Source organism: Bradyrhizobium nanningense, assembly GCF_004114535.1.
In the GTDB taxonomy this organism is placed as follows: Bacteria; Pseudomonadota; Alphaproteobacteria; order Rhizobiales; family Xanthobacteraceae; genus Bradyrhizobium; species Bradyrhizobium nanningense.
This window is the reverse complement of sequence record NZ_LBJC01000013.1, coordinates 82,788-95,345: the sequence shown is the minus strand read 5'-3', so window position 1 is coordinate 95,345 and position 12,558 is coordinate 82,788. Positions and strand designations below refer to the sequence as shown.

The window sequence follows — 12,558 nt, the reverse complement described above, 5'->3', positions numbered from 1 at the left end:
ATCAGGGTGATTGCCACTACGGCGGTGCACTCCCTCTCCCGCTTGCGGGAGAGGGTCGGGGAGAGGGTGCTTCCGCAATGGGACAATCCCCAAGAGGAGAAAGCCTCACCCGGCGCTTCGCGCCGACCTCTCCCGCAAGCGGGAGAGGTGAACGAGCCCCGCTCTAGAACTCGCGTTAGCCCCTAAAGCTGCAACGTCGGTGCCACTTCGCGCGCGACGTTGACCAGCGCCGCGATCAGCGGCGTCATCGGATCGCGCTGCGGGATGACCATGCCGATGCTGTAATTGACGTCAGGATCGACGATCGGGATCGAGCGCACCGTGTCGGAGAGGCCGAGCGTCTCGGCAAGCTTGGCCGGCATCACGCTCGCCCAGCGTCCCGTCTTCACATGTGTGAACAGCACCAGCAGGGAATTCGAGGTCAGCGTCGGCGTCGCCTCCGCGCCGACCGAGCGCAGCGCGCGGTCGATGATGCGGCGGTTCTGCATGTCGGGCGTCAGCAGGCAAAGCGGCACCTGCCCGACTTCGGTCCACGTCACCGTCTCGCGGTCACCGAACATCGCATCCGGCGCGGTCAGGAGACGATAGCTCTCGTTGTAGAGCGGAATGGTCCGCACCTTGCCGATCGGCTCGTTCTCGATATAGGTCAGCCCCGCATCGACCTCGAGATTTTCGAGCAATCCCAGCACCTCCGACGAGGTCGTCGAGCGGATGCTGAAACGCACCTCGGGATGCCGGGCGCGGAACGGCGTCGTCAGCGCAGCGACCATGCCGAGCACGGTCGGGATTGCCGCAATGCGGATCTCGCCGGAGAGCTGATGCTTCAGCCCGTTGATCTCGTCGCGCATCGCGCGGGCATCACCCACGATCCGCCGCGCCCAGTCGAGCGCGCGCTCGCCTTCGGGCGTAAAACCCTGAAAGCGCGATCCGCGCTGGACCAGCATCACGCCGAGAATCTCCTCGAGCTGCTTGAGCCCGGTCGACATCGTCGGTTGCGTCACGCCGCAGACCTCTGCCGCGCGTCCGAAATGCCGCTCCTTCGCCAGCGCCAGCAATAGTTCAAGCTTGTCGATCAACCGGTCGTCCCCTCGAATTCCATCGTGGCATGCAAGCTAGCATGCCGCGCCTGCACCAACACGCAAAAACCGGCAGCCGATCCAACTTTCATTGCCGTTTCCTATCGATCGATTGCGGTTGCAAATCGATCCGAATTCGCAATCGCAGCACGGGACAGCTTTATTGATCTGCGAATGATTCCAACTAGTTTGCGGCAAAGGAAACGCTCAGGTTGAGAACGAACAATGACAGCGGTTTTTGAGCCTTGTTACGCGCCTTGGAACGAGACGCGCGGCGCCGAGATCATCGCCGAACATGCCAGCCAGGAGGGAGCGACGCTGGTCATCCTGCACGCGCTGCAGGAGGCGTTCGGCTACGTGCCGGAGGCGGCCATTCCCATGGTGGCGCAGGCGCTCAATCTGTCGCGCGCCGAAGTGCATGGCGTGTTCACGTTCTATCATGACTTCCGCCACAAGCCGGCCGGCCGTCACGTGCTGAAGCTGTGCCGTGCGGAGGCCTGCCAGGCCGCGGGCGGCGATGCGCTGGCTGCGCGCGCAGAAGCCAAGCTCGGCGTGTCGCTTGGCAACACGACGCCCGACGATCGCGTCACGCTGGAGCCGATCTACTGCCTCGGCCTGTGCGCGACCGCGCCGTCCGCGATGCTCGACGGCCGCCTGATCGGCCGGCTCGATCAGAAGCGTCTCGATGCGCTGGTTGCGGAGGCCCAGCGATGAGCATGCGTCTGTTCGTCTCACGCGACGCCGGCGCAGTCGCCGTCGGCGCCGACGAAGTTGCACTGGCACTGGAGCAGGCAGCGGCCAAGCGCGGCGTGACGATCGAGATCGTCAGGACCGGCTCGCGCGGGATGTACTGGCTGGAGCCGCTGGTCGAGGTGGCGACGCCGCAGGGCCGGATCGCCTTCGGCCCGGTCACCGAAGCCGATGTGCCCTCCCTGCTCGACGCGCTCGCGAGCAATACGCCGCATCTGTTGCGGTTGGGGGCGACCGACGAGATTCCGTGGCTGAAGCGCCAGACCCGCCTCACCTTCGCCCGCTGCGGCGTGATCGACCCACGCTCGCTCGACGACTACCGCGCCCATGGCGGCTACAAGGGTTTTGAGCGCGCGCTCTCGCTCGGACCTGATGCGATCCTGAGCGAAGTGACGGCATCGGGCCTGCGCGGCCGCGGCGGCGCGGGATTCCCGACCGGCATCAAGTGGAAGACCGTCGCGCAGGCCAAGGCCGACCGCAAGTTCATCGTCTGCAACGCCGATGAAGGCGACAGCGGCACTTTCGCCGACCGCATGATCATGGAAGGCGATCCCTTCCTGGTGATCGAGGGCATGACCATCGCCGGCATCACCGTCGGCGCGACCAAGGGCTACATCTATATCCGCAGCGAATATCCGCACGCGGTCGAGGCAATGAATGCCGCCATCGTAGCCGCACAGCGTGCCGGCTATCTCGGCGACAAGATCGGCGGTTCCACGTACAGCTTCGACCTCGAAGTCCGCGTCGGTGCCGGCGCCTATGTCTGCGGTGAGGAGACCTCGCTGCTGGAAAGCCTCGAGGGCCGGCGCGGTATCGTGCGCGCCAAGCCGCCGCTGCCGGCGCATCACGGCCTGTTCGGCAAGCCGACCGTCATCAACAACGTGCTGTCGTTCGCAGCCGTCCCCTTTGTCCTCGCCGAAGGTGCCAAGACCTATGCGGATTTCGGCATGGGCCGTTCGCGCGGCACGATGCCGATCCAGCTCGCCGGCAATATCCGTCATGGCGGGCTGTTCGAGACGGCGTTCGGCGTGACGCTCGGCGAGCTCGTCGACGACATCGGCGGCGGCACCCTCACCGGCCGCCCGGTTCGCGCCGTGCAGGTCGGCGGGCCCTTGGGCGCCTATTTCCCCCGCGCGCTGTTCGACACGCCGTTCGACTACGAGGCCTTTGCCGCGCGCGACGGCCTGATCGGCCATGGCGGCATCGTCGTGTTCGACGACAGCGTCGACATGCGCAGGCAGGCGCGCTTCGCCATGGAGTTCTGCGCGATCGAATCCTGCGGCAAGTGCACGCCCTGCCGAATCGGCTCGACCCGCGGCGTCGAGACCATCGAGAAGATCATCAACGGCGAGCGGGTCAGCGAAAACCTCGCCCTCGTCGAGGACCTCTGCAACACCATGAAATTCGGCTCGCTCTGCGCACTCGGCGGCTTCACACCCTACCCCGTGCTCAGTGCATTGAAGCACTTCCGGGAGGATTTCGCCCCCGCCCCGACCACGCTTCAGGCCGCGGAATAGGAGAGCAACGATGTCTCTGATCGAAGAAATCGACTACGGCACGCCGGTTTCCAAATCGACAACGATGGTCACGCTGACCATCGACGGCCATGAGGTCACGGTGCCCGAGGGCACCTCGATCATGCGCGCCGCGATGGATGCAGGTCATCAGATCCCGAAACTCTGCGCGACCGACATGGTCGACGCGTTCGGCTCGTGCCGGCTCTGCCTCGTCGAGATCGAAGGCCGCGCCGGAACGCCGGCCTCCTGTACCACGCCGGTCATGAACGGCCTCTTCGTGCACACCCAGACCGAGCGGCTCAAGAAGCTGCGCAAGGGCGTGATGGAGCTCTACATCTCCGACCACCCGCTCGACTGCCTCACCTGCGGCGCCAATGGCGATTGCGAATTGCAGGATATGGCTGGCGCCGTGGGCCTGCGCGACGTGCGCTACGGCTATGAGGGCGAGAACCATGTCTTCGCCAAGACTGACGGCTGCAGCAATGACAATTGGATGCCGAAGGACGAGTCCAACCCGTACTTCACCTACGATCCGTCCAAGTGCATCGTCTGCTCGCGCTGCGTCCGCGCCTGCGAGGAGGTGCAAGGCACCTTCGCGCTGACCATCTCGGGTCGCGGCTTCGACAGCCGGGTCTCGCCCGGCATGAGCGAGAGTTTTCTGGGCTCCGAATGCGTCTCCTGCGGCGCCTGCGTACAGGCCTGCCCGACCGCGACGCTGACCGAAAAGTCCGTGATCGAGATCGGCCAGCCCGAGCACTCGGTCGTCACCACCTGCGCATATTGCGGCGTCGGCTGCGCCTTCAAGGCCGAGATGCGCGGCGAGGAAGTGGTGCGCATGGTGCCGTACAAGGACGGCAAGGCCAATCGCGGTCATTCCTGCGTCAAGGGCCGCTTCGCCTGGGGTTACACCAACCACAAGGAGCGCATCCTTAAACCCATGATCCGCGAGCGGATCGAGGATCCCTGGCGCGAAGTGTCGTGGGACGAAGCGTTCTCCTTCGCCGCCGCCAGGATGCGCGGCATCCAGAAAAAGTACGGCCGCGACGCCATCGGCGGTATCACCTCATCCCGCTGCACCAACGAAGAGACCTATCTGGTGCAGAAGCTGATCCGCGCCGGCTTCGGCAACAACAATGTCGACACCTGCGCCCGCGTCTGCCACTCGCCGACCGGCTACGGCCTTGCCACCACCTTCGGCACCTCCGCAGGCACGCAGGATTTCGACTCGGTCGAGGACACCGACGTCGTCGTGATCATCGGCGCCAACCCCGCTTCCGCTCACCCGGTGTTCGCTTCTCGCTTAAAGAAGCGGCTGCGCCAGGGCGCCAAGCTGATCGTGATCGATCCGCGCCGCACCGAGATGGTGGAATCGCCGCATGTGAAGGCGCTGCACCTGCCCCTGATGCCCGGCACCAACGTCGCGGTCATGACCGCGCTGGCGCATGTCATCGTCACCGAAGGCCTCGTCAACGAAGCTTTCGTGCGCGAGCGCTGCGACTGGAGCGAGTTCGAGGAATGGGCGGCCTTCGTCGCGCAGCCCAAGAACAGCCCGGAAGCCACCGCTATTCTCACCGGCGTCGATCCCAAGGCGCTGCGTGAGGCAGCCCGCACCTACGCCACCGGCGGCAATGGCGCGATCTATTACGGCCTCGGCGTCACCGAGCATAGCCAGGGCTCGACCACCGTGATCGCGATCGCCAACCTCGCGATGGCCACGGGCAATATCGGCCGCCCCGGCGTCGGCGTGAACCCGCTGCGCGGACAGAACAACGTGCAGGGCTCCTGCGACATGGGCTCGTTCCCGCACGAGCTGCCCGGTTATCGTCACATCTCCGGCGATGCCGTGCGCGACCAGTTCGAGGCGCTGTGGAACGTCAAGCTCAATCCCGAGCCGGGCCTGCGCATTCCCAACATGTTCGACGCCGCGGTCGAGGGCACCTTCATGGGGATCTACGTGCAGGGCGAGGACATCCTCCAGTCCGACCCCAACACCAGCCACGTCGTGGCGGCGCTGTCGGCGATGGAATGCGTCATTGTTCACGACCTCTTCCTCAACGAGACCGCCAACTACGCCCACGTCTTCCTGCCCGGCTCGAGCTTCCTCGAGAAAGACGGCACCTTCACCAACGCCGAGCGCCGCATCCAGCGCGTGCGCAAGGTGATGACGCCGAAGAACGGCATGGCCGACTGGGAGGTCACCATCGGCCTCGCCAAGGCGATGGGCTTCGAGATGAACTACAGCCACCCATCCGAGATCATGGACGAGATCGCGGCGCTGACTCCGACCTTTGCCGGCGTCTCCTACGCCAAGCTGGATGAGCTCGGCTCGGTGCAGTGGCCCTGCAACGAGAAGGCGCCCGAAGGCACGCCGGTGATGCATATCGACGGCTTCGTCCGCGGCAAGGGCAAGTTCGTCGTGACCGAATATGTCGCGACCGACGAGCGCACCGGGCCGCGCTATCCGCTGCTGCTCACGACGGGCCGCATCCTCAGCCAGTACAATGTTGGCGCGCAGACAAGGCGCACCGAGAACGTGGTCTGGCATGCCGAGGATCGCCTCGAGATCCATCCGCACGATGCCGAGCAGCGCGGCGTGCGCGACGGCGACTGGGTGCGGCTGAAGAGCCGCGCCGGCGAGACCACGCTGCGCGCGGAGATCACCGATCGCGTCGCGCCCGGCGTCGTCTACACCACCTTCCACCATCCGGACACGCAGGCCAACGTCATCACGACCGACTATTCGGACTGGGCGACCAATTGTCCCGAATACAAGGTCACGGCGGTGCAGGTCTCGCCCTCGAACGGCCCGTCGGACTGGCAGAAGGCCTATGACGCGCAGGCGCGGCAATCCCGCCGCATCGCGCCGGCTGAAGCCGCGGAGTAACGGCATGCACGTCGCGGTTCAGGCGATCGATCGCGGAATCTGGCGCAACGGTCTGGCGTCCGAAGGAACGCGTTTCATACCGGAGGAGACGCCGCTGGCGCTGACCTATAATGGCGGCACCTACGCCGTCATGATGGGAACGCCGCAGAACCTGGAAGATTTTGCGGTCGGCTTCAGCCTGGACGAAGGCATCATCAAGTCGGTCGACGACATCAAGTCGCTCGACATCGTTCGCCTCGACGACGGGATCGAGCTCAGGATGTGGCTGGCGCCGGACGATGCCGCCCGCATCAGCGAGCGCCGTCGCCATGTCGCCGGCCCCACTGGCTGCGGCATCTGCGGCATCGAGTCCATCGCCGAGGCAGTGCGACCCGCCGCGGTCGTGCCGCAGGGGCAGACCTTCACGCCGGAAGAAATCATGGCGGCGATGCAGGCGATCGCGCCGCTGCAATCGATCAATCTGCAGACCCGCGCCGTTCACGCCGCCGCGTTCTGGTCCCCTGCCGGCAACATCGTCGCGCTGCGCGAGGACGTCGGCCGCCACAACGCGCTCGACAAGCTCGCGGGAGCCCTGGCGCGCAGCCGCACCGAGCCGCGCGGCGGCATGGTGCTGCTCACGAGCCGCGTTTCGGTCGAGATGGTGCAGAAGGCCGCCGCGATCGGCGCGCCGGTGATGGTCGCGGTGTCCGCTCCCTCCGCGCTAGCAGTGCGCACCGCGGAAGCTGCCGGCATCACGCTGATTGCCATTGCCCGCCAGGACGGATTCGAAGTGTTTTCGCATGGTGACCGGGTTGTCGCCCGCCATGCCACGGAGGTTGCCGATGTCGCCTGACCGCCTGATCTACATGGCCAACCAGATCGGCAAGTTCTTCGAGAGCCAAGGCCACGGCAAGGCCGTGCCGGGGATTGCCGAGCACATCAAGAAATTCTGGGATCCCAGGATGAAGCGCGCGATCTTCGCTCATCTCGACGCCGGCGGCGCGGGCCTGGAGCCTGACGTCCGTGAGGCGCTTACCTCGCTGAAGGCGACGACCCTTCCAGCAGCGCCCTGAACACCCGCCGCACCTCGCTCTGCGTCTCCTTCACGCGCGCCTCCAGCGAGGAGAAGTCCGGCGCGTCGCCGGCGCGCGCCATCACGCGCTGCAGATCGTTGCCGGCGGTTTCGGGCTTGAAGCGGTCGCTGACGCACAGCCGCAGGATCTGAGTCAAATCGTGATAGAGCCGCGCGGCTGCGCGCAAGATCTCGGTTTCCGATTGCGGGAGCACGCCGAGCCTGCAGGCGTTTTCCAGCACCTGCATGGTGCTGACGTCCAGGATCTCCGGCTGGTCGTGCGCATGCACCAGTTGGAGATATTGCGCGATGAAGTCGATGTCGACCATGCCGCCCGCGGCATGTTTGAGATCCCAGCAATCGGCCTCGCCCTTCTCCTGGGCGATCGCGCGCCGCATGTCGGCAACGTCGTCGGCCGTGCTGACGGGATCGCGGCGGCGGGTCAGGACGTCGCGGATGACGCGCGCGATGCGTTCCCGGAATTCGGGCGAAGCCGACACCACGCGGGCACGCGTCAGGGCCATGTGCTCCCAGGTCCAGGCCTCGTTGGCCTGGTAATCCGCGAACGAGACGAGGCTCGAGGCCACGGGGCCGGCGCGCCCCGAGGGACGCAGCCGCATGTCGATCTCGTACAGCACGCCATAATTGGTGCGCGTCGTGAACGCGCTGATCAGGCGCTGGGTCAGGCGGGCAAAATAATGCGCGCCCTGAAGCGATTTCGGTCCATCTGAGTCCGGATTGTCGCTGTCGAAATCGTAGAGCAGGATCAGGTCGAGATCGGACGAGGCCGTCATCTCGCGGCTGCCGAGCCGGCCCATCGCGATGATCGCGGTCTCCTGGCCCTTGATCCGGCCGTGCTGGGCGGCGAAGCGGTCGGCAACGAGGCCGTGCACGGTGTGGACGATGCCTTCGGCGACATCGGCAAAGGCCGTGCTCGCCTGCTGCGCCGAGACGGTGCCGGAGAGGATCCGCGTGCCGATCAGGAACAGGCTCTCCTGCCCGAACAGGCGCAGGCGATCGAGGAACTCTTCGTATGAGCCGGCGTCCTGCACGGTCGCAGCCAACCGTCCCGACAATTCCTGCCGGTCCGGCATGGCGCCGAAGAAGCGCGGATCGATCAGGCCATCCATCAGCTGCGGCTGCCGCGCCAGCATTTCGCCGAGGCGGGGCGCGGCGCCCAGCACCAGCGCCACAAGCGCGACGAGCTCGCGGTTCTGGCCGAGCAGCGTGAACAGCCGGCCGCCGCGCTGGAGCGCCCCCAGGAACTGATCGAATGCCACGACGGCGCGATCCGGCTCCTCGGCATGGGCAAGACCGTCGATCAGGGCCGGCACGAATTCGACGAAGGCATTCCGCGTCGCCTCGTTGCGGAACACGCGATAGTCGCCGGTGACCCAATCGCGCACCGTCTGCGCCAATGCTGCAGGCTTCTTGAAGCCGAGCGTCGCGAGGTGCTGGAGCAACCGCGGATCGTCAGGACCGGCACTGTAATCGAGCGCCGGCAGCTTGGCCGTGCCGGTCGGATCGTCGCCCTCGAACAGTTTTTCGTAGTGCCCCTGCACGATCTTGAGCTGTCGCAGCAGGTCGCTCGCAAAAGCTTCACGACACGGATAGCCGAAGAAGCGCGCAAAACGCTCGACCGCGTCCTTGTCTTCGGGCAGCGCGTGGGTCTGCTCGTCGGCGATCATCTGGAGGCGATGCTCGACCCGGCGCAGGAATTCGTATGCAATGGTCAGCTCGTCGCGCGCAGCAAGGGTGATCCAGTTGCTGGAGGCGAGAATGTCGAGCGCTTTGAGCGTCGGCCGCACCCGCAATTCCGGATGGCGGCCGCCGGCGATCAATTGCTGGGTCTGCGCGAAGAACTCGATCTCGCGGATGCCGCCGCGGCCGACCTTGACATTATGCCCCTCCACCGCGACCTCGCTCTGGCCGCGATAGGTTTGCATCTGCCGCTTCATGTCGTGGACGTCGGCGAGCGCTGCGAAGTCGAGATGCTTGCGCCAGACGAAGGGCGCGATCTCGGCGAGCAATGCCTCGCCCGCTTTAAGATCGCCGGCGCAGGCACGGGCCTTGATCATCGCCGCGCGCTCCCAGGTGCGCCCTTCCCGCTCGTAATAGTTCAGCGCGGCGTCCCTGGAGATCGCCACCTGCGTCGAGGACGGATCGGGCCGCAGGCGCAGATCGACGCGGAAGACGTAACCTTCATAGGTGCGCTGCTGCAGGATGCGCGCCATCCCTTGCGTGACGCGGACGAAGAACGGCTGCGGCTCGATGTCCGCCGCCAGCGTCGTCGCGTCGGGATCGAAGAACACGATGAGATCGATGTCGCTGGAATAGTTCAGCTCGCCCGCCCCCATCTTGCCCATGGCGAGCACGATCAGCCCGCAGCCCTCTTCGGGCGCCTCGGGATTGGGCGGCGAGATCTTGCCACGTGCGGCTTCCTGCCGCAGCAGGTATTGGAGCGCCGCCTGCACCGAGGACACTGCGACATCGGTCAGCGCCGCCGTCACCCGCATCACCGGCCAGACGCCACCGATGTCGCACAGGGCGGTCAGCAGCGCGGTCTCCGCTTTCATGCGGCGAAGCAGCCGCATCACCTCGGCCTCGTCCGCCGCCGCGAGCACCGCCCCCCTCGCCTCCGCGATCAGGGCCGCCAGATGCGCATCCGGGTCGCATTCGAGCAGCCGGATCAGCCGCACCGCGTCGGCGCGCACCAGATCGAACAGATAGGGCGAGAATTCCGCGATACCGGCCAGGATGTCCCGGGCAAAGGGATGAGCCAGCAGCGCTTCGAGACGGGCCGATTGGGCCGGCTCGAGCTCGCTCAGCCAGCTTTCGAAATGTCGTTCGTCGGTTGTGGAAGCGGCAATATGGGGGGCTTCCGCGAAGCGTGCGGCCAGCCTCTCACCATGCTTGTCCGCGTTTCCCGGCGCGGAGTGGTTCATGCCACCTTCTGTGGCACATCCGGTATTGGCGGAGCAACCCTGTCGCCGGCACCGACGCGCGCGGGCAGCACCAGCGTGGCGACAAGGCCGGGCTGAGCGTCGCCCAACCTCAACTCGCCGCCATGCAATGTCGCAACCGCCGAGGCAAGACTGAGACCGAGGCCAGAGCCCGGCAGCGTGCGGCTTGCTTCCAGGCGCACGAATCGTTCGACCGCATGCGCGCGATCGGCCTCGGGGATGCCGGGACCGCGATCGGTGACGCTGAGCAGCACCTTGTCGCCGTCGCGCCTCGCCTCGATCATGATCTGCCGCGCGTCCATGCTGACCACGGTTCCGCCCGCCTGCGCGACCGGCTTGCCGTATTTGATCGCATTCTCGACCAGATTGGCGAGCGCCTGGCTGATCAATTCGCGGTTGGCGTGAATCGGGGTCGGATCGGCCTTGACCTTCAGAGTCATGCCATCGTCCTCGGCGAGCGGCTCATAGAGCTCGTGGATACCGTTGGCGACCTCGGCCGCGTCGAAATCATCCATGTTGCCGCGCGCCTGTCCGGACTCGGCGCGCGCGATCATCAGCAGCGCGTTGAAGGTGCGGATCAGACCGTCGGATTCCTCGATGGTCCGCTCCAGCGCCGCCCGGTAATCGGCCTCGCAGCCCGATCTTGCCAGCGCCTCCTCGGCACGGTTGCGCAAGCGCGTCAGCGGTGTCTTCAGATCATGGGCGATGTTGTCGGAGACCTCCTTCAGCCCCACCATCAGCGCCTCGATCCGCTCCAGCATGGCATTGAGGTTCTCGGCGAGGCGATCGAGCTCGTCGCCGCTGCGCCCGACCGGCAGGCGCTCGCTGAGATCGCCGGTCATGATGCGCTGCGTGGTCCCCGTCATGGCGTCGATGCGCCTCAGCACGCGGCGCGCGACGAAGACGCCGCCGCCGAGCCCGAGCACCACGACGATCAGGACCGACCATTGCGCGGCCTTGGCGACGATGCCGAACAGCCGCCGTCGCTCGGCGAGGTCGCGGCCGATCAGCAGACGGAAGCCGTTCTCGAGTTCGGTGACGCGCACCAGCGCACGATGGTCGCGGTCGTCGGCGTCCTCGAGGCGCCGGTAGGCGGTCTCCGACCAGCCGCGCGTCGCCATCACGCCGGGCGCCAGCGAGCCGACATTGCCGGCGATCGCCTGCCCGGTCGGCGTGGTCACGAGATAGAGGTTGGCCCCCGGCCGCAGCGCCCGATACTCGATCGCCAGCACGAGGCCGCGCAGGCCGCGGCGGCCGTAGATCTCGCTGATCTCCGAGGTCTCGGCGTTGACCGTCTGCGTGATCTCCTCGGTGATCAGCCGCCGCGTATTCCAGGCGAAATAGGCCAGCAGCGAGGCCGCGAACATCGCGAACAGCAGCAGATAGACCAGCGTGAGCCGGAATGCCGTGGTGCGGACGAGTTTACCGAATGCCGTCACGGATCATGTACCCGGCGCCGCGGATCGTGTGCAGCAGCGGCCGCTCGAATCCCTTGTCGATCTTGGAGCGCAATCGCGAAATGTGCACGTCGATCACGTTGGTCTGCGGATCGAAATGATAGTCCCAGACGTTCTCCAAGAGCATGGTGCGCGTCACCACCTGGCCGGCATGCTTCATCAGATATTCGAGCAGGCGGAATTCGCGCGGCTGCAGCGTCAGCTCGTCCTTGCCGCGGGCGACGCGGTGCGAGAGCCGGTCGAGCTCGAGATCGCCGACGCGGTAGAGCGTGTCCTCGGCGGGCCCGCCGCGGCGGCGCGACAGCACCTCGACCCGGGCCAGCAGCTCGGCGAAGGAATAGGGCTTTGGCAGATAGTCGTCGCCGCCTGCGCGCAGGCCCTTGATGCGGTCGTCGACCTGTCCGAGCGCGGAGAGAATCAGAACCGGTGCGGTGTTGCCCTTGTCGCGCAGCGCGCCGATCAGCGACAGACCGTCGCGCTTGGGCAGCATGCGGTCGACCACCAGCACGTCGTAATCGCCGTTCTCGGCCATGGCGAGGCCCTCCTCGCCATCGGCGGCGTGATCGGCAATGTGTCCGACTTCGCGAAACGCCTTCACGAGGTAGTCGGCGGATTCGCGGTCGTCTTCGATAATGAGGAGGCGCATCGTGCGTTCGGCGGCGGTCAAGGAGGTCAACCTTCTCTAAACATGGCGCGAGCGGCAATCGCATGCAAGCCGAGTGGGAGACGCTGGCATGGAGAAAAAGGCGGGCGGTGAAGCTGGGGGGACTCCACCGCCCTAGGCCTTCCGACGGAGGGGGGCGTTTTTCCACCGGAAGGTAGCAAGGGGAAGCTATTGTAACGCTGCCTCCCCGAAGGGC

Annotated in this window: 9 protein-coding genes; 5 read left to right on the top strand and 4 right to left on the bottom strand. The window is 66.1% G+C overall.

Translation table 11 applies throughout. The features are described 5' to 3' along the window. Window positions 1–182: 182 nt before the first annotated feature. Window positions 183–1,076: a LysR family transcriptional regulator gene (locus XH84_RS07855; protein WP_128918991.1), complete on the bottom strand. Its 894-nt coding sequence runs from the start codon at window positions 1,074–1,076 to the stop codon at window positions 183–185. Window positions 1,077–1,301: 225 nt separating this feature from the next. On the opposite strand from XH84_RS07855, the gene XH84_RS07850 reads away from it, so the two are divergent. Genes XH84_RS07850 through XH84_RS07830 form a run of 5 tightly spaced genes read left to right on the top strand, consistent with a single transcriptional unit; the run spans window position 1,302 to window position 7,279 of the window. Continuing rightward, the gene (locus XH84_RS07850) at window positions 1,302–1,790 is read left to right on the top strand and encodes a formate dehydrogenase subunit gamma (RefSeq protein ID WP_128918990.1); all 489 of its coding nucleotides are present in this window, start codon (window positions 1,302–1,304) and stop codon (window positions 1,788–1,790) included. Continuing rightward, window positions 1,787–3,343 carry a formate dehydrogenase beta subunit gene (locus XH84_RS07845; protein ID WP_128918989.1) on the top strand — a complete coding sequence of 519 codons (1,557 nt, stop codon included), beginning with the start codon at window positions 1,787–1,789 and terminating at the stop codon, window positions 3,341–3,343. Before XH84_RS07850 ends, XH84_RS07845 begins: the two co-directional genes overlap by 4 nt. Before the next feature lie 10 nt (window positions 3,344–3,353). Beyond that, on the top strand, window positions 3,354–6,227 hold the full coding sequence (gene fdhF / locus XH84_RS07840) for a formate dehydrogenase subunit alpha (protein WP_128918988.1): 2,874 nt from the start codon (window positions 3,354–3,356) through the stop codon (window positions 6,225–6,227). A 4-nt stretch (window positions 6,228–6,231) separates the two neighbouring features. After that, window positions 6,232–7,059 carry a formate dehydrogenase accessory sulfurtransferase FdhD gene (fdhD, locus tag XH84_RS07835; protein ID WP_128918987.1) on the top strand — a complete coding sequence of 276 codons (828 nt, stop codon included), beginning with the start codon at window positions 6,232–6,234 and terminating at the stop codon, window positions 7,057–7,059. After that, the gene (locus tag XH84_RS07830; RefSeq protein WP_164936197.1) at window positions 7,049–7,279 is read left to right on the top strand and encodes a formate dehydrogenase subunit delta; all 231 of its coding nucleotides are present in this window, start codon (window positions 7,049–7,051) and stop codon (window positions 7,277–7,279) included. The genes fdhD and XH84_RS07830 overlap by 11 nt, the downstream gene beginning before the upstream one ends. Here XH84_RS07830 and XH84_RS07825 read toward each other — a convergent pair. The 3 genes from XH84_RS07825 to XH84_RS07815 are packed head-to-tail and all read right to left on the bottom strand — an operon-like array spanning window position 7,239 to window position 12,344. After that, entirely contained in the window at window positions 7,239–10,223 is a 2,985-nt protein-coding gene (locus tag XH84_RS07825; protein WP_128918985.1) for a bifunctional [glutamine synthetase] adenylyltransferase/[glutamine synthetase]-adenylyl-L-tyrosine phosphorylase, read from the bottom strand. The two genes, XH84_RS07830 and XH84_RS07825, sit on opposite strands and share 41 nt — an antisense overlap. Next, window positions 10,220–11,680 (bottom strand): sensor histidine kinase, encoded by a 1,461-nt coding sequence (locus XH84_RS07820; protein WP_128918984.1) that lies wholly within the window; start codon window positions 11,678–11,680, stop codon window positions 10,220–10,222. Before XH84_RS07820 ends, XH84_RS07825 begins: the two co-directional genes overlap by 4 nt. Then, window positions 11,664–12,344, bottom strand: a complete 681-nt coding sequence (locus tag XH84_RS07815; protein WP_039185038.1) for a response regulator transcription factor — start codon at window positions 12,342–12,344, stop codon at window positions 11,664–11,666. The genes XH84_RS07820 and XH84_RS07815 overlap by 17 nt, the downstream gene beginning before the upstream one ends. Window positions 12,345–12,558 lie beyond the last annotated feature (214 nt).

Bases quoted from the DNA above. Each gene is read 5' to 3' on its own strand.
- fdhF (WP_128918988.1), top strand. From the start codon at position 3,354: ATGTCTCTGATCGAAGAAATCGACTACGGCACGCCGGTTTCCAAATCG.
- XH84_RS07815 (WP_039185038.1), bottom strand. From the start codon at position 12,344: ATGCGCCTCCTCATTATCGAAGACGACCGCGAATCCGCCGACTACCTC.
- XH84_RS07830 (WP_164936197.1), top strand. From the start codon at position 7,049: ATGTCGCCTGACCGCCTGATCTACATGGCCAACCAGATCGGCAAGTTC.
- XH84_RS07825 (WP_128918985.1), bottom strand. From the start codon at position 10,223: ATGAACCACTCCGCGCCGGGAAACGCGGACAAGCATGGTGAGAGGCTG.
- XH84_RS07850 (WP_128918990.1), top strand. From the start codon at position 1,302: ATGACAGCGGTTTTTGAGCCTTGTTACGCGCCTTGGAACGAGACGCGC.
- fdhD (WP_128918987.1), top strand. From the start codon at position 6,232: ATGCACGTCGCGGTTCAGGCGATCGATCGCGGAATCTGGCGCAACGGT.
- XH84_RS07845 (WP_128918989.1), top strand. From the start codon at position 1,787: ATGAGCATGCGTCTGTTCGTCTCACGCGACGCCGGCGCAGTCGCCGTC.